Origin of the sequence: Paucilactobacillus wasatchensis, assembly GCF_000876205.1 — a bacterium.
GTDB classification, from domain to species: domain Bacteria; phylum Bacillota; class Bacilli; order Lactobacillales; family Lactobacillaceae; genus Paucilactobacillus; species Paucilactobacillus wasatchensis.
Window position 1 is genome coordinate 1 of the sequence record NZ_AWTT01000034.1, and the last position, 22,687, is coordinate 22,687.

Genomic DNA, 22,687 nt, shown 5'->3' on the forward strand with positions numbered 1-22,687 from the left:
AAGCCTGTAGAGGTGATTCGAATTTGGAATCACCTCTACAGGCTTTTACTCATTATACATAGACTTTTGCGCTTTTTTTCACGTTTCAGCAAAAAAAATAGGACACATGACTGTTCATGCCAGTAATGAAAAGTCAGTTAGAGTCAATTGGAAGCGCTTAATAGACCTTTATTTCACCATTCATCACTGGTATATTTAGGATGTATAAGTATTTGCAAATACTAATGGAGGAGCGATTTAGTTGAAAAAACGTAACTATAATATCGGATTAGATATTGGAACAAGTTCAATCGGGTGGACGATTGTTGATGATAACGCACAAATAATGCGTGCAAAAGGTAAAAATGGATATGGGGTGCGTATTTTTGCCGAAGGAAAGACTGCGGCCGACCGGCGGGGCTTCCGAACGACGCGGCGTAGACTTAAACGCCGCAAATGGCGCTTGAGATTGTTACAGGAGTTTTTTGAACCGTATATTTTGCCAATTGATGAAAATTTCTTTATGCGGCAAAAAGAATCGAATTTAGTACCGCAGGATCCCAATAAACATTTTAAGGGCAGCATTTTGTTTAACGATCGTACTGATCAAGAATTTCATGAACAATATCCGACGATTTATCATCTGCGCTATGCACTGATGACTGAGCATCGACAATTTGATGTGCGTGAAATTTACTGGGCAATACATCATATTGTGAAGTATCGAGGGCACTTTTTAAATTCGACGCTTGCATCTAAATTTAAGGGCGGTGAATTAAGATTAGCCGATAAATTTGAATCGCTGAATAAATTATTTCTACGTGTACAGGCTGAAACTGGCTTTGAGTTATCCGAAGATAATGTCGATAAAATTAAAACAGTTTTGTTAGATAATGGTAAATCAAGGTTGGATCGACAACGAGAAGTTTTAAAAATTGTGTATCTCACATCTGAAGATAAAGATACAGAAAAAAAGCGTAAAGCAGTTGCAACGGAATTTATCAAAGCAGTATTGGGACTAAAAACTAAATTATTTATAGTTTTAGCTAAAAATCCCACGGCTGAAACTGATTGGAAGTTTTCTTTTGATGCTGAAGATATTGACGATAAGTTGGATTCAATTAGTGAACAACTTACAGATGACGATCATGAAATTGTGGAACTTATTAGTGAAATTCATTCGATCATTACGCTTACTGGCGTTGTTCCTGAGGGAATGGGACTGTCAGAGTCGATGATTGCTAAATACGATCAGCATCAGCTCGATCTAAAGAAATTGAAATCGCTTATGAGAGATTTAGACGTAAAACAAGCACGTAAATTGCAAGATGCATACGATGAATATATTGATGGGTTAAAGCCCAGTGAAGAGGCATTTTATAGTGCTGTTAGTTCTGTTATCCAAAAAATGGATGATCCTCGAGCAAAGAAAATAACAGCTGAAATTGAATTAGAAGAATTTATGCCAAAGCAGCGAACTAAAGCGAATGGACAAATTCCACATCAATTACATCAGCAAGAATTAGATCAAATTATTGAGAATCAAAAAGAATATTATCCGTGGCTAGCAGAAGAAAATCCAAATAAGAGAGAACATAATGCGGCTCCACACAAGCTGGATGGCTTGGTGACGTTTAGAGTGCCTTATTATGTTGGACCACTAATTGAAGCAAGTGTGCAACAAAAAACCTCAAACAGTAATTTTGCTTGGATGGAACGTAAAGTTAAAAATGATACGAGCAGGATTACACCGTGGAATTTTGAAGAGAAAGTTGATCGTAATGCATCGGCGGAAAACTTTATTAAACGAATGACGACTAAAGACACTTACCTGCTTAATGAGGACGTCTTGCCACAACAAAGTTTGCTATATCAACGATATGAAGTACTCAACGAATTGAATAATGTTCGAGTTAATGATAAAAAATTAGAAAATAATTGCAAGCAGGATGTATATAAAGACCTGTTTAAAAATAATACGACTGTCAGCATTAAGAAATTCAAGGATTATTTAGTTGCTAATTGTGAATATGCAGATAATCCCAAAATTGAAGGATTAGCTGATGAATCAATTTTTTTGAGCAGTTTAAGTACTGAAAATAAATTCAAAGATATTTTTGGTGCGCAAATAGATGATCCAAATTATTTTGAAGACTTCGAGCACATTATTGAATGGGCAACAATTTTTGAGGATAACAAGATCTTACGAGCCAAATTGGACGAGATTTCTTGGCTAAATGAAAGCCAGAAAAAAGAACTAGCTAAATTGAGAATGCGAGGATGGGGACGGCTTTCTAGAAAATTAATAGCTGAAATAACAGATGAAAATGGCAGTCGAATCATTGATTTACTATGGGAACATATGGATAACTTCATGGTAGTTGTTAATCAGGATGTTTTTAAAGAAAAAATTGTTGCAGAAAATAAACAAGTTTTTAAAGAATTAAATCCATTGGATATTATTAATGAACAATTTACATCGCCGCAAAACAAAAAAGCTTTGCGTCAAATCTTATTGGTTGTGGCAGATATCCAAAAAGCAATGAATGGTGTTACACCTTCGAATATTTTTATTGAGTTTGCTCGAGAAGATGAACGAAATCCTCGTCGCTCTATTCAACGTCTCCGACAAGTTGAGAATATGTATAGAGATATTAGTGATACAGTTTTGGCTGATCCAGAAGTCCGTAATGAATTGAGTAATATTAAAAATACGGAGCTAGCTAGGGATCGTGTTTTCTTATATTTCCTTCAAGGCGGAAGAGATGTATACACCGGGGAACCGTTAAACATTGACAAACTTTCAGAATATGATATTGATCATATTTTACCGCAGGCATTTATCAAAGATAATTCATTAGATAATCGAGTTTTGGTTTCTGCTTCATTGAATCGCAGTAAATCAGACAGTGTGCCATTGGATGATTTTACAAGTGAAATGTTTGGCAGAAAAATGGAACCATTATGGGAACAAATGCAGCGAGCAGGATTGATAAGTAAAAAGAAACTTGCCAATTTAAAGTTCAATCCTGAAAATATAAATAAGTATACTAGGAATGGGTTTATTAATCGGCAGTTAGTGGAAACACGGCAGGTTATCAAATTAGCGGCTAATATTTTGAAGGATCATTATGGTGAAGAAACAGAAATTGTGAATGTAAAGGCTGGGTTAACTCATCAATTTAGAAAGGATTTTGATTTTCCAAAGAATCGGAATGTCAATAATTATCATCATGCATTTGATGCCTATTTAACTGCTCTTGTGGGGACTTATTTATTGAAGAAATACCCTAAGTTAGAATCTTACTTTGTTTATGGTAAATTCAAAAAAGGTGATGGAATTACAAATTTAAAAAATTTCAACTTTTTACACGGTTTTAATAAGCCTGGTAAGATTATTAATAAGGAAACCGGCGAAATACTGTTCGATAGAGATAAGCAATTGGGATACATGAATAGTATTTACGATCTTAGAAAGGTCATAGTTACGCACGAGTTAAGTACGCGACATGGGGCTATGTATGATCAAACACTTTATAAAGCTAGTGATGATAAAGATAGTGGGCGCGGTGGTAAGCAATTAATTCGTAAAAAAGATAATTTACCAACAGAAATATATGGTGGCTACACTGGGTCGACAGATGCGTTCATGTCAATTATCAGAATGAAAAAGAAAGATAAGTTATATTATAAAGTGATTGGTGTACCAACTAGAGTAGCCCATGAAGTTTTACAAAGTGATGGAAAAATTAACATCTTTACGTTGAATAAATTTATTGAACAGAAGTTAACTAAAGAAAAAGTAAATAAGAAGACTGGAGCAATAACGAGAATAACTGATTGGTTTGAACTAGTCATTGCTAAAGTTATGTACGGACAGGTAATTGATGATGGCGGTCAACCATTTATGCTGGGTTCTTCGACATTGCCTTATAATGTTAGAGAATTATACCTTGCTAAGGATCTAGTTAAGGTAATAAATAAAGGATCCACGTCTAAATCTAGTTATCTCGATGTTTACGATGAACTGGTAAAATCACTAAATAAATATTTTCCGATGTATGACAGAAATATGTTCAGACAGAAAATAACCGATGCGAGGGATAAATTTGAGAAGTTGCCAAAGCGAGACAAGGTTAGCAACGGTAAACTACAACAGATTGGTCAAGTAACAATAATTGACAGAATTTTAATTGGCCTTCACACCAACGCAGGTGTATCTAACCTAAAGGATTTAGGCATAGCCACTCCGTTTGGTTTTATGCAACAAGGTAACGGTATAAGTTTAACAAGTACAGCTAAAATTATTTACCAATCTTCAACTGGCTTATTTGAAAAAAGTAAAGCACTAGACGATTTAAATCCCTTGGCATAGGGAAAATGAAGCAGAAAAAGAGCAACTGATGAAAGGGTATCAGTTGCTCTTTTTATTATGTATGGGCACCTAAAAGGTCGCCTCAGGTAAATAAACTTGGCCGAAGCCTTGTTTGATTTTAACGCAGATCAGTAAATCAATAAGTTTTGATCGTTGGTGAGTTATGCCAACAACTGAATTATATCATGTTTGAATTCGATTACAAGGAGGAAAATAAAATGAGCTGGAGAAGTATTATCGTAACTCAGCATGCAAAGATATCATACTCTAGTCGGCAACTAGTGGTACAAACGAGGGATGGTGTTAACGAAATTCCTATTGATGATATTCAATTATTACTTGTGAGTACAACAGCGGCAGTAATTACAACGGCTGCAATTGCAGCACTGGTTGATGTAAATGCAAAAATTATTTTTACAGGTCGAAATTCAGAGCCAATTTGTGAAACCATAGGATATTATCCAAACAATCGAGATAAGGCATTAATCGAAGCGCAATTTACATGGAATGATGAACTCAAGCAAATTTTATGGACAAAATTAGTTATTCAAAAAATACGAATGCAGATGCAAGTATGTGATTTTATGCAAAAGGATACAGTAGATCTAGCAGATGAACTCAACAAAATGGAGGTAGGAGATGCATCAAATCGGGAAGCGGTTGTTGCTCATAAATATTTCACATTAATTTTTAATAAAAAATTTGTACGACGAGAGTTCGATCCGGTTAATTCGGCACTTAATTATGGCTATTCAATTTTACTAGCAGCTGTTAATCGGGAAATTGTTGTGAATGGATATATGACCCAGTTAGGGATTCATCATCATAGTGAAGAAAATGATTTCAATTTGGGCTCTGATTTGATGGAGCCATTTCGACCCATTATTGATTTTTGGGTAGTAAATCATAAATTTAAAGAATTTACACCTGATATTAAGTATGCACTGGTAGATTTATTAAATTTTGAAATTGAATATAACGATAAGAAAACCATTTTGAGGAATGCGCTAACTAAACATGTAGCAAATTGTGTTAATTTTTTAAGTGCTAAAAATGATTCTATTGATGTGAAAGTGGGTTTAACAAATGAGGTACCAAATAATGCGATTAATGGTCATGTTTGATTTACCGGTTGAAACAAGTGAGCAAAGAAAAAATTACAGGAAATTCAGAAAAAAACTGATAAATGAGGGTTTTATGATGATTCAATATTCAATTTATGTTCGAGTTTGTGTAAGCAAACAAGCAGCGGGATTTATGGAAAAGAGGATTACCGAATTTGCACCGAATGAAGGAATAATCCAAACAATGACAATAACCGAAAAACAATACAACGACATGCATTTTTTAGCTGGTGAATTTAAAAAAGAGGTTAAAAACTTATCTAATCGGACGGTGATATTGTGAAATTAGCTTATTATCCATTTGAACCATTTATTTTTGCTGACGATAAAATAACCATGATAGAAACTGGAAATCATGACATTTATCAGAATTTAATTCTTAATTTTAAAGATTTAAAAGAAGATCTGCATTTCAGTGATAATGATTCAAATTTATTAGATACATCAAAAGCGCTGCACTGGTTTGGCGATGCTTTTATTCAAGTTGATTTAGACAAGTCATTTCAAACTCATCTGTATAAAAAGTTAAAAGAAAATATGACAGAATCTCAAACTAAACAAATTTTTGATTTAGCACAACAATTAAAAACCAGTATTTTAGAAGCAACTTATATTTTAGATTTACCATTGCAGGTAGAAGAACAAACTGAAATGAGCAAGATATTTAAGTTCAGTGATTTACATTTCAGCTCTACTTTGGTATCAAATTCGTATGGTATAATAGAGGCAATTCTAAAAACTGCAAATGAGTTAAATGATGATAAAATTTTGGGCTTTATGAACGTTTCGGACTATTTAACCGATGATGAGTTAGTCGAGTTAAATGAATTAGTCCGATCATTGAAATTAAAGGTCCTTCTCATTAAATTTTCAGAAATTGAGAGACGCGAGAAGTTTAATGGATGCCGTTATTACTACATTGATAGCGATTATGTTGAGTGGAAGTAATTTTACTTATGAGAGTAGTATTAGTAAATAACGGTTTTAGAAGGTCAGTAAATCAATGAGTTTTGGTCTCACTTAAAACTTTATCAAACGTGGTTTTGTGTTTTAGAAGGTCAGTAAATCAATGAGTTTTGGTCTTATCCCACACAATGACATTCTTCACTTCAAGTTTTAGAAGGTCAGTAAATCAATGAGTTTTGGTCTAACTCGATACCGTTATTTACTGTTGCCATAGTTTTAGAAGGTCAGTAAATCAATGAGTTTTGGTCTTCGATACAGTTATTAACTGTTGCCATAATTGTTTTAGAAGGTCAGTAAATCAATGAGTTTTGGTCTGTGGCTGACCAGCTTAACCTGCAAGCACAAGTTTTAGAAGGTCAGTAAATCAATGAGTTTTGGTCTACGGCTGCTTCAGCTAATGGTGTCAATGCGGTTTTAGAAGGTCAGTAAATCAATGAGTTTTGGTCTACGGCTGCTTCAGCTAATGGTGTCAATGCGGTTTTAGAAGGTCAGTAAATCAATGAGTTTTGGTCTTCTGATAAAATGTCTAGCAATTATTCATCAGTTTTAGAAGGTCAGTAAATCAATGAGTTTTGGTCTCTTGAAAACATTATACTGGTTGCTATCGGTGTTTTAGAAGGTCAGTAAATCAATGAGTTTTGGTCTACTAATCCCCAAGAAATCGTAGACATGTTAGTTTTAGAAGGTCAGTAAATCAATGAGTTTTGGTCTAATGTTCAATTAAATCTTGCCCATCTTTTGTTTTAGAAGGTCAGTAAATCAATGAGTTTTGGTCTATATGGTCTTTCCAACTGTTCGGCTATTTCGTTTTAGAAGGTCAGTAAATCAATGAGTTTTGGTCTCCGTTACTACCTGAGCCAATACAAGGTACTGTTTTAGAAGGTCAGTAAATCAATGAGTTTTGGTCTCAAGAATCAAAGGAGAAGACAAACATGAAGGTTTTAGAAGGTCAGTAAATCAATGAGTTTTGGTCTTCAAACATTTTCTAACACTTTTTCTAACATGTTTTAGAAGGTCAGTAAATCAATGAGTTTTGGTCTTTGCAAGTGATTCGGTTAGGCTTATCCGGTGTTTTAGAAGGTCAGTAAATCAATGAGTTTTGGTCTAAGTTCAATTTCCGTGCGTTGTTCCGTGCCGTTTTAGAAGGTCAGTAAATCAATGAGTTTTGGTCTCGCCTCCTATGCGTATAGATTTTGGAAACCGTTTTAGAAGGTCAGTAAATCAATGAGTTTTGGTCTAAGTCCAAAGCCGAGGCCGACATCATGGAAGTTTTAGAAGGTCAGTAAATCAATGAGTTTTGGTCTATGATTTTAAAATTGAGCCGTTAAAATCACAGTTTTAGAAGGTCAGTAAATCAATGAGTTTTGGTCTAGGCGAAACTAGATACAAAAAATAGGGTCGTTTTAGAAGGTCAGTAAATCAATGAGTTTTGGTCTGCGATTTATAATTTAGGTAAAGGTTCCGCCGTTTTAGAAGGTCAGTAAATCAATGAGTTTTGGTCTCTATCGCCAACTTCATTATAGTTGCGATCTGTTTTAGAAGGTCAGTAAATCAATGAGTTTTGGTCTACCGGTATAACACAGTATATAGTATATATAGTTTTAGAAGGTCAGTAAATCAATGAGTTTTGGTCTAGGTAGTGTCGGCTACCATCAAGCTTTTCAGTTTTAGAAGGTCAGTAAATCAATGAGTTTTGGTCCTTTTTTCGTGTGTCATTGGCGCTTGTCCTTGTTTTAGAAGGTCAGTAAATCAATGAGTTTTGGTCCTTGTTTTGCTGTATAGATTGTTTTCAATGCGTTTTAGAAGGTCAGTAAATCAATGAGTTTTGGTCCGATATTTTTAGACAATCTGATCTAATGCAAGTTTTAGAAGGTCAGTAAATCAATGAGTTTTGGTCCGACTAATGTAGACATGAGTCGTAGCGTCTAGTTTTAGAAGGTCAGTAAATCAATGAGTTTTGGTCCTGTGCATTAGTCATACTGGTTTTGATACCGGTTTTAGAAGGTCAGTAAATCAATAAGTTTTGATATAATATATACTCAAAGAGTAACAGCAAAAATTGATACAGCAAAATGTCTAACAGAGGCAAGGCATGGATTATGAGCATATTCAAGCGTAAAGAAAAAGAAATTTATATTGATCTTACACCAGGTCTTACTGGAACTTTTGAACCAAAAACATCCCCAAAAAAGGTGGAGCAACCAGAACCTGTAGCAAAGCAGGAACCTAAGATGTACAGATTCCATGAATATTCTAGTAATCAAGATTATGCGTATGAAGTTGGTAATGTTGACTATTATAATGATATTTACGGTGGCTATGGTCAGCCAATCCATTTTATTTTAAAGCCAATGGGCGAGGATACTCGGCATGGAACCTTGAGCTTTAAGATTGTCGGTCAATACGCTGATGATGCAAATAATGCTGGTAAAGTTACTTCTAGAATGGAATCTATTACTGATTATGATGAAGCTTCCAATACTCGTTACATTAACTATGCTTTTCAGGCAATTATGGACGAATTAGAAGCTCGGACACTAAGAAATATTAATAGATAACGTTATTAAATGGTTCAAGGGCAATGAAAATAAATAACTGTTGCTAAGTCAAATTTTTTCGAAAAGTTGCCTATCATATTTATTTTCTCATAAAACTTTAATCATCCTCATGTATAATATGCCATTGATTATTATTAAATTGTCGGAGGATTATCATGCAACAAACCAACTCACAGCCGCAAAGTATCACAAAGGGGTTGCTTTGGGCCACCTTAGCATCTGGTTTATGGGGTATTTCCGGGACCGTACTTCAATATATTTCGCAAAATCTGGCCATTCCAGCAACTTGGTTTCTGTCAGTCCGAACGTTGAGTGCGGGCATTGTATTATTGATCATTAGCGCAATCATTGAAGGTAAAAAGATGTTTAGTATTTTCACCAATTGGCGGCTAGTCGGTTGGCTGATAGCTTATAGTCTGTTTGGTCTAATGGCCAATCTATATACCTTTTACATGAGTGTGCAGACAGGTAATGCTGCAGCAGCCACCATTCTCCAATACCTTAGTCCGCTATTTATTGTGGTTGGCAGTCTGGTACTATTACGACAACGCCCAATGCGTAGCGACCTGATTGCATTTACAATTTCACTAATTGGACTATTTTTAGCCATCACAAAAGGCAATATTCACGAACTCGCCATTCCGATGGATTCGTTAATCTGGGGGATATTATCAGGTGTGACGGCTGCGTGTTACGTTGTTTTGCCACGGCAAATTGTCAAAGAGCATTCACCGATTGTCGTGTTAGGATGGGGGATGTTCATCAGTGGCGTGCTTTTCAACTTATGGCATCCCGTGTGGCACAATGCGCCTCAATTGAATTTTAATCTGGTAGCCGCTTTAGCAGTGGTTGTGATTGTGGGTACAATTTTGGCGTTTTCGGTCTTACTGCACAGTTTGAATTTTGCTCCCTCGGCGGTAATCAGCATTGTGGATGCGGTTCAGCCCGTGGTAACATTTATTCTAAGCGTCATCTTCCTGCATGTTAAATTGAGCTGGATTGAAGTACTCGGCTCGGCGCTAATTATTTTAGCAATTTACGTTTTACAACATTTCCGTGAAGGATAAATAAAAACGTTCGGCTCGCAATTGAGTCGGACGTTTTAAATTACAACTGATAATCATTTGGATCCGCGCTTGCAGGACCGTAACTATCCATGTCACTATCGCGATAATCCCACCATTCTTCGCTGTAGCCAACAAAGCCAGCAGCAGTCATGGCATCATTCAAAATACGATAATTATGTTCCTGATATGGTTTGCGTGGATAATTACGCTTAGCACTCTCACCGAATTCATCGAACTTACTTTGCATCGGAATTTCTGTGCCATCAGGTTCACACAAGGTAATATCAAATGTAACCCCTTTTTGATGACTTGAATTCGGATTGGGTGGTAAAACCCAATTGGGATCCGGGTAAACATCGAATAATTTTTTTTGCGCCGCCACTGGACGGTAGGCGTCCCATACTTTCAATCGAAAGCCTTGTTCCTTTACTAATTTGCTCGCCGCGGCTAATTTTTTAACGGTGCCAGTCCGCGCAATGGCGGTGGTGAAATTATAAATTTTTTCACCCGTAAAATTATTCTCAGTAGCGTAACGGAGCTCGACAAAAATATCGGGATCCAACGCTTGAACATTTAAAAAATCGTTGTTCGAACTAGGTGCTTCGTTCATATTTTTCCTCCTAAAATGCTAATACAGTGCGGTCTTGCTCCATTGCCAGCAAAGCTTCCTTCAATAGCAGTCCACCACGATAGCCGCCCAGATTATGATCGGCGCGTAATACTCGGTGGCATGGGACCACAATCAGCCACGGATTGCGGCCCACGGCGCTGGCAACGGCTCGAATTGCAGTCGGATGATCGGTGGTGGCGGCTAGTTGGCTATAGGTGGTTGTTTCACCATATGGAATTGCGGCGAGAGCATGCCAGACCTGCTGCTGTAATGGTGTCCCGAATAATGGATCAAGGTTAATGGAGAAATCTGTACGGGTGCCTGTCATGAATTCTGTTAATTGCTGTTTGATTGGTGCTATTTTGGCTTCGTTTTGCGTTAATTCATCTGTAGTGAAAAAGTGATTAACCTCTGACAAAGGTGCATCCGGCGAGCCGACAAAACAAAGACCGGTTTCGCTTGCGATTAAATAAAATTGATGGTGGTCAAATTCAAGCACGTCATAGTAAAGTTGCATCGCGATTACCTCACATTTTGAATTGATTTAACACCTTGATTATACCCTAGAAACACAAAAAAAAGATGGCGGGGAAGCCATCTTTTTGAGGAGTATTACGAAAATCTTGGGGGGATTTCGTAATTATTTTTCGGTTACTATTGGGAGGAGTAATTGAAAAATATAGGTTTATGTCATAACAGGAGTACTTCGCTCCTTGCTATGATTTATATACTAACAGCAGTTTGTGAAAATTGTGTGACGATTTTTTTAATCTTGACGATAACTTTAAGAATTTTTAGTTACCATTAGTTTTGACCGCTAAAATTTATTTTTGTCAAAGCCATTGAAACTTGCCCCAAAAGCCAGTAAAATAGTTAATTGAACAGCGCCCTTAGTGTAATGGATAGCACATGAGATTTCGGTCCTCATGATCCGAGTTCGACTCTCGGGGGGCGCATAGATTTATTTTTTAAAACTATAAAAAATTTAATAGAGGTTTTCATCCAACTGAATGCGATTATTTTAAGCAAGGCTTAAAATAATTTTTTTATTTCAATCAAAATAAATGTTTAAGTTCTAATTTTTAATCAAATCAAATGTACTATCGGTTGAAGATACATCGCTACGTACTAACTTGCCGTCCTGTAATTTATATTGAGAATTTTCAGTTGAGGAGCCAGTTTGATTAGGCAGTCCAAATGAAAGAATAATATCATCGCTAGTAATGCCATCACCTGTGGTTTCTTTTGTAGTTTGCTTAATTGTTTTAGTGTCATATGAACCATTGTCGAAATTCCAGGCTTTATATTCAATAATTACATTTTTACTGGAAATTGTTAATTTACTGATGACTGGAACACTTTGGTGATTGAAACCACTGTCAAGCTCCTTAGCTAATGTCCACGTGCCCACATATTTTGCTGCAAAGTTCTTTTCAGCAGCAGCTTTTTTGGCTTTATTTTTCTTTGCTTTTTTTGCTTTAGCTTTAGCATCAATTGCATCTTGCTTTTTTTGTTGCTTAGCATCAATTTTAGCTTGCTTTTTGTCAGCAATATTTTGCTTTTTCACCGCTGCCGCCAAATTGTCATAACGTTTTGAACCCTTACGGATCAGAGTTATGGTGTCATTATCGTTTAGAACATCTTCAGATTCATAATCTTTGACAGATAATGTTACTTGGTCATTATCTTTGGAAAGGGTGTAGCCAATTACATCACCAGCAATTGAAACAGTGTTATTTTTTTTGTTAAGTGTTACATCTCCCTTGGCGCCATCGACTGGTGTTTTATCGCCGCTCTGATAGTAAGTGTAGTAATTGCTAGTAAAGGTGACATGATCATAATCACTCATTTGATCATTTATAGGTTCTGCCGAACCGTCCTGAACAACTACGATCCAATCGCCTTTAAGATAGTTGCGATGAGCATGGATGGTTACACCGCCAATAATGATAATTAAAATAACAATCACAGCAGTAATAATTTTACGTTGTTTCCAAAAGTCGGGGCTAGTTAGTCTGTGCCAATCAAAATTTTTCATAAACTTCCTCCAATAAATATTTGATTAATAGTTTAAAAACGATCTTTACAATTCAGAATATAAAAACAACAAAAATTCTAAATTATAATTTTATGTAATGAAAAATAGCAAGTACGGTAATGCTGCAATACCGCTGATGATTACTATAATAATGGTAGTGTCGATAAACGAAATTATAGTGCCGGCAATTGCTAAACCAATTTTCCGCTCACCTAACCAAAAAAATAAATGGATGATTTGGATTAGTACATAGGGTTAATTGGTGCATGTTTCAATTATACATGTATCAAATATAATTTCCACCAAATTTTGGATAGTACATTTAACAAAAAAATTGAATAATAGGATAACTCTTATAGTCGTAAAGCAAGCCAGAATAAAAATAATCCCTTTGTGGCGGTTAGAAGAACTACTTTGGTTCATCTAGCCACCACAAAGGGATTACCGCATTATTAAACACTATTAATTAGATTATGATTCAATATTGACTCATTTTAATTTGAAATATTAGTAATTAACATTGATGCCATCTATTTAATTGCCTTTTGTCCAGTTTCTGGTCCCCAAATAGCAATTACAATCGCGGTAATAATTGCAATTGCGGCAATGCCATAGTAGATAAATGAGGTTGAAACTTGCGTAATAATGAACGCAACTGCAGTCGGCATTAGTACATTCAGTAATTTAGATGTCCCATTTGCGATGCCGGCACCACGGAAACGGTGGCTGGTTTGAAATAATTCATTGGTATAAACACTAACGATAGTTGCAACTAAGATATACAACGTAATGGTCAATAGGAAGCCGTTAATAATAATGCCGATGGTGTTTTGTTCGTGGGCATACGCAATGCCTAAAATTGCCGTGGCAATAAAAGCGGTAATGATCACTTTTTTACGGCCGGCCTTATCAACTAGCGCAGCACCGATGGCAGAGCCGATGGGTGCACCCAACATCATGATTGCTGAAAGGCCGATTGAGCTAACAATATTAATGCCCTGTTTGAGTAGCAGTGTTGGTACCCAGGTAGTAAATGTATATTGGCAAAGCAACGTCGCACTAACTGCGATCATAGCAATGATGAGTCCCTTACCAAAACTAATGTGGCTGGTAGTTTCATTTTGGTCATTTAATTCGCCATCTTCATATAAACCGCGTCGTGTTAATTGTGCAATAATTTTATTAGCCTCTTCAGTGCGTCCCTTAGCGAGCAACCAACGAGGAGATTCTGGGAAATGACGACGAGCTAACCATAGAATTAGGGCTAATGCACCTAGTAAAATGAACATTGAACGCCAACCAAAATGTGGAATCATAAAGGTGGCGATTAATAGTGTTAAGGGAGCGCCACTATTAGCAACGATGGCAGTCATTCCAGACCAGTGACCACGCCGTTTGATTGGAGAGAATTCATTAACAACGGCATAGCCAGTCACGATTTCTGCTCCCAAACCGATGGAAGCAAATAAGCGGAAAATGGTTAATATAAGTATGTTCGGTGCAAATGCTGATAACAATGTAAAGGCACCAAATAATAGTAAGTTAAATTGATAAGACATTTTACGACCGTAAAAGTCACCTATGTATCCAGCCAGTAGAGAGCCGATGAACAGTCCTAGAAAACCACTGGAAAGAAACATGGAGCCCTGGCTAATACTCGCAAATCCTTGGGCGATAATGGAACTGTTGATGGCGCTGGCAACATACACATCTGCCGCATCCAACATAATTCCGGCGCCTGCTAGGGCAAAAACTTTATAAAATAGTGGTGTTTCACGTGCTTGGTCTAATTGAATTTCTAGATTACTTGCGTTTGCTTCCATAGTTATCTTCCTCCAATAATTATTCTGTCATGTAACGTTCCATCTTTTCAGGTGCATATTCAGCATCGCGTGCATTAACCTGATCCAAACCAACAAAGTCATTGAATTTGGGAAATGTGATCATATGGTCCTTATATGCTTTAGTTGTGCCGTCACGTTGTAGCGTTTTAACCAATTGTTCTTCCGCGTATGTTTGCGTGTACGTCATTGCATTTGGGTGAACCACAATGTTGAAACCCAGTCGTTGTAAATCTTCTGTCTTCGTGAGTGGCGTTTTACCATCTTCGATCATGTTGGCCATCATGGGTGTATTTGGAAAGGCTTCGTGAATTTTCTCCAACTCAGCACTACTTTGTGGCGCCTCGATAAAAATCAAATCCGCGCCGGCAGCTTGATATCGTCTGCTGCGCTCAATAGCGTCGTTTAATCCATAAACGGCACGAGCATCAGTTCGTGACATAATGAGAAAGTCATCATGCTTGCGGGCTGCTTTAGCAATTTTAATTTTTTCCTCCAACACTTCAGTTGGCTCAATCTTTTTACCGTCCATATGACCACAACGCTTCGGCCAAACTTGATCTTCAATGAAAATTCCGCTGGCACCAATAGCCTCGTAACTTTCAACGGTGCGTTTAACATTATCGAGATCACCGTAGCCTGTATCAGCATCCGCAAAGACGGGAATATTCACGGCATTGATAATTTCACGACATCGCTCTAATGCGATACCAAAGTCACTAATCCCGCGGTCTGGCATGGCTAACGCTGAAGCGCTCGTGGCATAACCAGCAGAGAAAACTGCTTTGGCCCCATAGGACTCGGCAATCTTAGCTGCTAACGCATCGGGCGCTACCATCATTCGGACAATATTACCGCTCATTACATCTTCTTTAAATTGGTGACGCATTCGATCATTTTTCAGCATATGTCATTTCTCCTTGCATTAGTTTGTTAATGGCGTTTTGACGTGCAGTTGCAGCTTCATGAGCAATGCTGCCTGTGTCAATCCAACCGCAGATGCCATCGATTTGGATTGTGTCCGGCGTCCAAGTTGCTAGTAATGGTAATTTTGTGTCAGTATTTGCCAGCAATTGGAGTTCATCTGGATTGTAGTGGGCGATTAGAATGGCATCGGCACAGCCTTTTCTAGATAACTAATTCGTTGCCAGGCGCCTGTAATTCCATAATCCCACAGCCCTTCTAACTTAATCCATAGTTGTGTTTCAGGATTTTCTAAGCCATCTTTAGCCGCGCGGGTTTTTCCGAGCAAATCTTCTGGAGTAGTCGTTTGGGGCTGGTCAATCGAATGTGATGGATAAAGTTGATCGTTGAGCAATAATGTGCTGCCACCGGAACGTTCAAGTTCTTGAGCTGCGTAGTAAGTGTTCAATGGACTACCGAAACCAGACTGCAAATCCGCAATTAATGGGGATGTCGCTTTAAGGTGCATATCGCGCAAAAATTTAGCGTATTCTGATAGGGACAACAGTCCTTGATTATTTTCGCCCAGTAATGTTTGTGTGGTTAAGGTCCCGTCTAGCAAAATAGCTGGAAAATCAGCCTCATCCAATGCGTTGATGGTCTGACCATCACCCGCTGCTGGAATGATTTGGTTCGTTGAATTTGAAAATATGTTTGTTAGTGTCAAAATGTAATTCCTCCCTTATGTAATAAATTAAAACGAAAAAAATACGCCCTTCAAAGAATTGATCTTTGAAGGGCGCATATGCGCGGTACCACCTTGATTTTACTGTTACCTAAATAACAGTCTTGACGAGCATGACAATTGTCAGATTCGTTGGCCCTGTAATGGGGGCACCCAGTAAACACTCAGCGTTCGTTGCATTTACAGCTCCAAGCCTACTTTCAATAACTACTGGCAATGTTCTTTCACCAAACGAACACTCGCTAAATACCTCTCGCTATTTACTCCTACTTTTCGTTGCTTTTCTAATCGTTTTTTAATTTAAAGGTATATTACCTCATCAAATTTTAATTGTAAAGGGCAATTTGATTTATTTTTGATTATGCAACGTAGTGCGAAGTTAGCAACACCTAATAAAAGCTTATCCATCAATGTTAGGTTATCAATTTGTAACATAATATTTATCGTTAATTTATTTATTGAGTAATATGCGAAAAGGCGGTAAAATGCTTATTAACTTTTGCAATAATACATAGGAGAAGGCGGCAACATGTTTGATGAAATTGGTCAAATTATTATGGAAAACGAGATCGTTGCAACCGCAAGTGATTTTAATATGGGTGTTGAAGTTGAAATGCATCGAGTAAATTCTGCTGGGGAATTGAGTGACCGACCATATCCGCAAGCAATCGGTAGTCAGCGACGCAATAAATATATAAAAAATGATTTTTTGCAAATGCAGACTGAAATAATCACTCCAACTACTGCTCACTCGGTTGATGCAATGCATTATTTAATGCAATTAAATGACACACTGAGAAATGCATTGGCGCCTGATGAATTATTATGGCCACTTAGTATGCCACCAGCATTACCCAAAGATAAAAGCCAGATTCCAATTTCTGATGTAGATCCAGCGAAAAAAGCTTATTATCATGAATGGGCCAAAATTCATGGCTATACGTCTGGAATTCCAACAGGGGTTCATTTGAATATCAGTGTAAGTGAGCATGTGCTTGATGTCGTATGGAAAAAAGTTAAGGCGAAACAAGATTTAACGCATGCTGAATTTATTAATCATGTGTATGAAAAAATTGTGCAGGGAATCGTTTATTATGAGTGGCTGATCACCTATTTATTTGGTAATAGCCCCATTGCTGAGACCAACTTTTTTGACGATGATGAAGGACCAAAAGAACCAGTGCGCAGTATTCGCGAATCCCATTTTGGCTTGGGAAATAAGTTAAAGGGCGACTATTCATCGGTGGTTAACTACATCAATGGTATTGAGCAGGGAATTAAGGATGGTGCATTGCTAACTGAAGCGGAATTTCATGGCAGTGTTCGTTTCAAGAAAACAAATGCCGAGCTCACGCAAGCTCTTGATACGGGGGTTGACTATGTTGAACTGCGTATGTTGGATCTCGATCCAGGTGCGGCAGTCGGGGTACGTACATCAACGGTCCGCTTCATCCGGATGTTACTCACGTATTTTTTGATGACACCTGCATTGGCTGATAAAGATCAAATTGTGGCTAAGCTGGACCAAGGCATGGCAATGAACGAAACTGTGGCACTAGAAAATCCCAAGGAACAAACGATTTATCAACGCGAGGGACAGGAACTAATGGAACAGCTGCAAACTTTTGGCGCTACGATTCACTGGGGACCGGAATATCAGGAAGTATTGGATGTGATGCAAGATCGGTTAGATAATGCTAGTTTAACGCCCAGTGCGACACTATGTGATCATATCAAAAACGATTCGCTAAAGTTATACGCATTGCGCGTGGGGAGTCGCTATCAGAACCGGGCTCACAAAAATCCAACACCATTTAAAGGTTTTGCAGAACATCCTGATATGGTACCGGATGAGCTACGCAAAGAATTATTTGATAAATCGGATCGGCCTGATAAATTTAATCCGACGACGAATGAAAATGAAAAATAAGGACTGGTATTATTTTTTTACTGGTAATCTAAAAAATGGCGAGAACCCAATGATTGGTGCTCGTCGTTTTTAATAATGCAGTCTAAATGAGTAGCTCTAGTCTGTATTTTGGTCAACCTAAAAAATAAGCTAACACAGATTACCTGAGCCCAAGCTTTTGCTAAAATATGTGGTTGATAAGAAATTATATTTTTCTGTAATAAAAATTTGCCAATTTAGTTTTGTTTTTCGTTATACTAAGTTTATTATAGTTTAAATTTGAGCATATTGTATAAAGAGGCAACTACATGGACTTCGATAGTATGGAAGAACAAGAAAATAAAGGTAAAAAAGGAAAATATATTAGCAGTTCACGTCGAGTGCTCGACATGGCCCTTCAGTTAATTCACGGTGAAGAGATTACATTTGATGGCTGGTCAGATCGCTATCATAAAGCAGATCCTGGTAAAAAAATAGAGTCCATTCGCAGAAACTTTCAACGTGATCTGGACGATATTCGTGACCAATTAACCGTGAATCAATTTAATGCCGAAATAATCAAAAAAGATAAAGTGTTCACATTAATTGGCACTGAAACTGAAAGCAGTCTGAGAGATTCAATCGTCATTGCACAGATTTTGATTGGCAGTCGGGCGGTTTCTAAACGAGCACTCGAGACATTACTAACAAGCTTGGCACAACGGTCGGCCCCTAAATTCAAATCTCAATTCTATGCGCATATTAAAACGGCCAAGGATAGCTATATTCCGTTGAAACGCGATGAAACAGAGGAGTTAAATGAGTCACTCCTCGAGAAAATAGATATCATTATCAGGGCCATTAATGAACATCGTAGAGTGAAATTTAATTATCAAAGCAGCCGTAACCGTGGTCGGAGAGAACATACGGTTCAACCAGAAGTAATGTTTTTCGATAATGCATATTTTTACATTGCGGTGCGAAATTCAGTTAAGCATGAGTATTGGCTATATCGCTTGGACCGGATGACTGATATCACAAGTGGAAAGGTGGGTAATACGCAATGGTCGCCCGATCAATTTTCGCTCCATGATTATCGCCAACAAACAAACTTGTTACAGCAAGGCGAATTAGTGACGTTTGAATTCAAATGTCGGATCTACCCACAAACCGCGCTTGATCGTTTTCCTGATTCAAAGATTGTTTCAAAACCGGGTGACAAAGATACCATTATTCGGGCGAGGTCCTGGGATGAAGGGGCTATTTTATGGTTACTGGGCCAGGGAGCAAATGTTCAGGTGATTTCGCCAGATAAGCTGGTCAATAAAATTAAAACTAGATTGAATGAAGCGGCTAGACTTTATGATTAAAGAGTTTAGTCAGCTTTTTTTATAAAAAAAGATGCAAAACAGCTTTTACGACATATAGTGTCGAACCATTTTGTATACTGTTGATATAGTTTAGTTGCATTGACTGGAAAGGCGGCTCATTTATGGCAGTAATGAGAGTGTGGTTGAAACAAATTAATACGGATAAACCGGCGAGTTTGGTGGCTGGTTATTCGTATGATGGTAGTCGGTTTGGTTTAGAAATGACGAACAATGAAGAGCAAGCTATTTCGTTGTTCACTGCAGGTGACGATATTAATGAACTAAAAAAGGCGTTATTTGATGAATTATTAACTAAGAACGTCGCCGGTGCCTTGCCGTTAACCAAGGATAAAGTATTAATTATGCAAAATGCAATTAACCGATATTTTAAATTGTGGTTCCGATTAGCACGGGCAGATGAATTAGAATAATATTATCCACTGTAAAACTAATTTATATTTATAATTGACGATCATATTTTCGTTATCCTATAATTTGACTGTTATAAAAAAATAATTTTAAAAAGGTGTAGCCGTTAATGAAAGATTACTATTTTCAAAATACTAAATATTAAGGGAGAACATGTATGACAACATTTTTAACACGAAAAGAAGTTGGCACTAGATTGGGAGAAATTAATACAGGTTTTAGCTATAACGGTGAAGAATTACACGATTGGGATTTTTCATCATTTGTAGCTTGTACCCACCCGTTAGAAATAAACAGTAAAGTTCGAGAATATATTGACACTAATTATGAATCTGAAAAGGAACGTAAAGAAGCTGCTATGCCTAACCAGTTAGCAAAATCATTTTATGGCAATTCTGTGGATTTTAGCTTTCCGAAAGATTTCTTTTCTAATGAAAAGTTCAATAATAACTATATGTTTGTTGGCGTCAATATTGCGGCCCGTGGCGAGGCTGATGGCGAAAGAACAGATCGAGGAAAATGGGGTAATTTTCGCGACACGAAAATAATTACTAACACCTATAAACTTTACGAAGAGCTGGGAGAAAATGACATGTTTGAAGGCTCTTATATAACTGACATTATCAAAAATGTAGTTGATAGTAATGCAGGTAAAATTGTAGATTCTTTTTTCATTCATGAGAAAAAAAGAAAACCTAATTTACCATTTACCAGTGCCAATGGGAATGACGATGAACGTGCAGAAGAATTACAGAGAATATTTGAATCGAATGAAAATAAAGCTGAAAAAGACGCTGTAAAGAAAGGGATTACCTATCTTCGTAAACATCTTTCGCGTGAGCAAGCGCTAAAGAATGTTCAAATTAACAAAGAAAATTATTTTAAATCAGCTGAATTATTTTCCAAAGCAATCAATGTTGTTAGACCGAATAAATTAGTTGTGTTCGGTGATGCCGCTGCTTTGACACTGCAACAAATGCTAAAAACAGACGCATTTCGGCAAGATGCGAATGTGACTAAATTAGTCCAAGACTTAGTTGAAATACCTCATTATGGCTTGCAAGGAAGTAAAAGTGGTATGTATCATTGGCTCGAAGTTGAAGCGCCAAATGTATTTGCAAAAATTGAACATGCGGGTTTTACAACCGGATTAAATTGGTGATTCAGCTCAAAAAAACAGCATTATCAATCAACTGACCCCTAATGCTGTTTTTTCGTATCTATAAAATAGATTTACTAATATTTTTTTGTTTCTCTAAATGCAGTCCCCAAATATTTACGCACAACGAAATCAGCATTAAAATCAGCGCCAGCAACATAATATGTTGCAAGCCGTTATGCAAAATGACTCTCATTGCAGGAATTAGATGGCTGGGTAATGAACTAACATTGGCGGCATCGCTGAGTTTATTCATCATTTTCATGGTAATTTTGCCACCTGATTGCAAAACACCTTGATATAATGCACGGTTCATAATAATACCGAAAATCGAAGCCATAAATGTCTGACTGAGCATTCGAATTAAAAAACTGAACGAAGTTGCGACGGGGATGTCATCGATGGCGGCATCCTGCTGCACCTTTACCTGTAACTCGTTGAAGCACATTCCATTGCCAAAGCCCTCAAACATACCGGCCACTAACAAAATCCAGTATGGTGTTTTGACACCCATAATGAGCAATAAAATAAATGCGATGGTTAAAGTAATAATACCGGTTGTAATTACTTTTTGTGGGGTAAAATATTTACGCAACGGCGCCACAGAACCAGAACCCATAAAATTGGTAAAGGAGCTTGGAATTTGGGTGGCCCCACCAATTAAAGCCGTCGTGCCTAGAATGCCTTGCGCCCACATTGGCACGTAGGTGAGAAATCCTAGAAAAGCACCCCAAATTAATGCAAATAAGGTGAAATCGATTAGTAATGAGCGGTTTTTAAATAATCGGCTTGGGATAATGGGATCGATTGCCTTGCTTTCAAAGTAAACCATGGCCGTTAAGCAGATGAATGCAAATATTAAAATAGGCGCGATGATTGACCAGCTGGTGGTGCCAATCATCTCAATCGCTGATAGTAAGCTGATAAGCCCAATCGTCATCAGTGTGGCGCCACGGTAATCCACGGGGCTAGTTTTGCGCACCTCTTTGGTCGATTTGTAATAAATTTGTACAAGAATTGCTGAAATTAGTCCGATGGGCACATTGATATAAAAGACCCAATGCCAACTAAAGGCATCGACAATATAGCCACCGACCAGTGGACCAATGATGGTGGCCATACTGTAGCTAGCTGAAACGAAGCCGAGAACCTGCATTCGTTTACGTGGATTTTTATATAGATTGGCATAGATAATGTATGGCAATGAAATTAAACCACCATTACCAATTCCGGCAATGGCGCGGGCTGCAATCAAAAAGATGATATTAGGGGACATGCCTTGCAGGAAGGATCCCACCACAAAAAAAATAGCAGCCAATTGGTAGGCTTGCTTATTACCGGTATGTTCACCAAGCTTGCTCCACAGTGGGGTACTAATCGCAGTGCCCAGTAGGAAAATGGCAACGATCCAGCCCATCAACTCAATTCCATGTAGGTCCGAAATAATGGCAGGTAATGCAGTGTTAATAATGGTATTATCAATGCCACTCATTGCGTTAGATAGCAACAATGCACAGGTAACAATCAAGACATTTCGTTTTGCTAAAATAATAATTCTCTTCTTTCCGAATAAGTTAAGCCATATATCATCATACTACAATTAGGATGGGAAAATAAATGAGAGTTGGCAATCAG

Annotated in this window: 18 protein-coding genes, 1 tRNA gene, 1 CRISPR repeat array and 1 other annotated feature; of the genes, 11 read left to right on the top strand and 8 right to left on the bottom strand. The window is 37.5% G+C overall.

What is annotated here, in order from left to right; genetic code table 11:
- Positions 1 to 241: 241 nt before the first annotated feature.
- The 6 genes from cas9 to WDC_RS09985 all read left to right on the top strand — a co-directional run bounded on the left by cas9 (position 242) and on the right by WDC_RS09985 (position 10,069).
- Positions 242 to 4,354: a type II CRISPR RNA-guided endonuclease Cas9 gene (cas9, locus tag WDC_RS06665; protein ID WP_044011097.1), complete on the top strand. Its 4,113-nt coding sequence runs from the start codon at positions 242 to 244 to the stop codon at positions 4,352 to 4,354.
- Positions 4,355 to 4,572: 218 nt separating this feature from the next.
- On the top strand, positions 4,573 to 5,478 hold the full coding sequence (gene cas1 / locus WDC_RS06670; RefSeq protein ID WP_044011098.1) for a type II CRISPR-associated endonuclease Cas1: 906 nt from the start codon (positions 4,573 to 4,575) through the stop codon (positions 5,476 to 5,478).
- The gene (gene cas2 / locus WDC_RS06675) at positions 5,456 to 5,761 is read left to right on the top strand and encodes a CRISPR-associated endonuclease Cas2 (RefSeq protein ID WP_044011099.1); all 306 of its coding nucleotides are present in this window, start codon (positions 5,456 to 5,458) and stop codon (positions 5,759 to 5,761) included. The genes cas1 and cas2 overlap by 23 nt, the downstream gene beginning before the upstream one ends.
- On the top strand, positions 5,758 to 6,426 hold the full coding sequence (gene csn2 / locus WDC_RS06680; RefSeq protein WP_044011100.1) for a type II-A CRISPR-associated protein Csn2: 669 nt from the start codon (positions 5,758 to 5,760) through the stop codon (positions 6,424 to 6,426). Before cas2 ends, csn2 begins: the two co-directional genes overlap by 4 nt.
- A 33-nt stretch (positions 6,427 to 6,459) precedes the next feature.
- A CRISPR array of direct repeats spans positions 6,460 to 8,474; the repeat unit is 36 nt; unit sequence GTTTTAGAAGGTCAGTAAATCAATGAGTTTTGGTCT.
- Positions 8,475 to 8,543: 69 nt separating this feature from the next.
- Entirely contained in the window at positions 8,544 to 9,002 is a 459-nt protein-coding gene (locus WDC_RS06685; RefSeq protein ID WP_044011101.1) for a hypothetical protein, read from the top strand.
- A 155-nt stretch (positions 9,003 to 9,157) separates the two neighbouring features.
- A complete protein-coding gene (locus tag WDC_RS09985) occupies positions 9,158 to 10,069 on the top strand; it encodes a DMT family transporter (RefSeq protein WP_044011102.1) in 912 nt (303 codons plus the stop codon).
- Positions 10,070 to 10,109: 40 nt separating this feature from the next.
- Here WDC_RS09985 and WDC_RS06695 read toward each other — a convergent pair whose 3' ends face one another.
- Together WDC_RS06695 and WDC_RS06700 are read right to left on the bottom strand one after the other, a co-directional pair.
- The gene (locus WDC_RS06695) at positions 10,110 to 10,679 is read right to left on the bottom strand and encodes a M15 family metallopeptidase (protein ID WP_044011103.1); all 570 of its coding nucleotides are present in this window, start codon (positions 10,677 to 10,679) and stop codon (positions 10,110 to 10,112) included.
- 10 nt (positions 10,680 to 10,689) lie between these two features.
- Positions 10,690 to 11,196: a methylated-DNA--[protein]-cysteine S-methyltransferase gene (locus WDC_RS06700; RefSeq protein WP_044011104.1), complete on the bottom strand. Its 507-nt coding sequence runs from the start codon at positions 11,194 to 11,196 to the stop codon at positions 10,690 to 10,692.
- Positions 11,197 to 11,563: 367 nt separating this feature from the next.
- Here WDC_RS06700 and WDC_RS06705 point away from each other — a divergent pair.
- A tRNA-Arg gene (locus WDC_RS06705) sits at positions 11,564 to 11,635 on the top strand.
- A 119-nt stretch (positions 11,636 to 11,754) separates the two neighbouring features.
- Here the strand turns inward: WDC_RS06705 and WDC_RS06710 are convergent.
- From WDC_RS06710 to WDC_RS06725, 5 genes are all read right to left on the bottom strand, one after another.
- Entirely contained in the window at positions 11,755 to 12,717 is a 963-nt protein-coding gene (locus WDC_RS06710) for a hypothetical protein (RefSeq protein ID WP_044011105.1), read from the bottom strand.
- A gap of 530 nt (positions 12,718 to 13,247) precedes the next feature.
- Positions 13,248 to 14,540 (bottom strand): MFS transporter, encoded by a 1,293-nt coding sequence (locus WDC_RS06715; protein WP_044011106.1) that lies wholly within the window; start codon positions 14,538 to 14,540, stop codon positions 13,248 to 13,250.
- Between the two features lie 19 nt (positions 14,541 to 14,559).
- On the bottom strand, positions 14,560 to 15,465 hold the full coding sequence (locus WDC_RS06720; protein WP_191978659.1) for an isocitrate lyase/PEP mutase family protein: 906 nt from the start codon (positions 15,463 to 15,465) through the stop codon (positions 14,560 to 14,562).
- Positions 15,452 to 15,631 carry a hypothetical protein gene (locus WDC_RS09865; protein WP_052497817.1) on the bottom strand — a complete coding sequence of 60 codons (180 nt, stop codon included), beginning with the start codon at positions 15,629 to 15,631 and terminating at the stop codon, positions 15,452 to 15,454. Before WDC_RS09865 ends, WDC_RS06720 begins: the two co-directional genes overlap by 14 nt.
- A 29-nt stretch (positions 15,632 to 15,660) precedes the next feature.
- On the bottom strand, positions 15,661 to 16,188 hold the full coding sequence (locus WDC_RS06725) for an isocitrate lyase/phosphoenolpyruvate mutase family protein (protein WP_052497818.1): 528 nt from the start codon (positions 16,186 to 16,188) through the stop codon (positions 15,661 to 15,663).
- A gap of 65 nt (positions 16,189 to 16,253) precedes the next feature.
- Positions 16,254 to 16,492 (bottom strand) — a binding site (T-box leader).
- Between the two features lie 243 nt (positions 16,493 to 16,735).
- On the opposite strand from WDC_RS06725, the gene WDC_RS06730 reads away from it, so the two are divergent.
- The 4 genes from WDC_RS06730 (at position 16,736) to WDC_RS06745 (ending at position 21,055) form a co-directional block, all read left to right on the top strand.
- Positions 16,736 to 18,136, top strand: coding sequence for a glutamate--cysteine ligase (locus tag WDC_RS06730; protein WP_044011107.1), 1,401 nt, complete (start codon positions 16,736 to 16,738; stop codon positions 18,134 to 18,136).
- A gap of 287 nt (positions 18,137 to 18,423) precedes the next feature.
- A complete protein-coding gene (locus WDC_RS06735) occupies positions 18,424 to 19,464 on the top strand; it encodes a helix-turn-helix transcriptional regulator (protein WP_044011108.1) in 1,041 nt (346 codons plus the stop codon).
- Between the two features lie 122 nt (positions 19,465 to 19,586).
- On the top strand, positions 19,587 to 19,895 hold the full coding sequence (locus WDC_RS06740) for a hypothetical protein (protein ID WP_044011109.1): 309 nt from the start codon (positions 19,587 to 19,589) through the stop codon (positions 19,893 to 19,895).
- 155 nt (positions 19,896 to 20,050) lie between these two features.
- Positions 20,051 to 21,055, top strand: a complete 1,005-nt coding sequence (locus tag WDC_RS06745; RefSeq protein WP_044011110.1) for a hypothetical protein — start codon at positions 20,051 to 20,053, stop codon at positions 21,053 to 21,055.
- A gap of 58 nt (positions 21,056 to 21,113) precedes the next feature.
- On the opposite strand, the gene WDC_RS06750 is transcribed toward WDC_RS06745, so the two are convergent.
- On the bottom strand, positions 21,114 to 22,580 hold the full coding sequence (locus tag WDC_RS06750; protein ID WP_225349628.1) for an MFS transporter: 1,467 nt from the start codon (positions 22,578 to 22,580) through the stop codon (positions 21,114 to 21,116).
- Positions 22,581 to 22,687 lie beyond the last annotated feature (107 nt).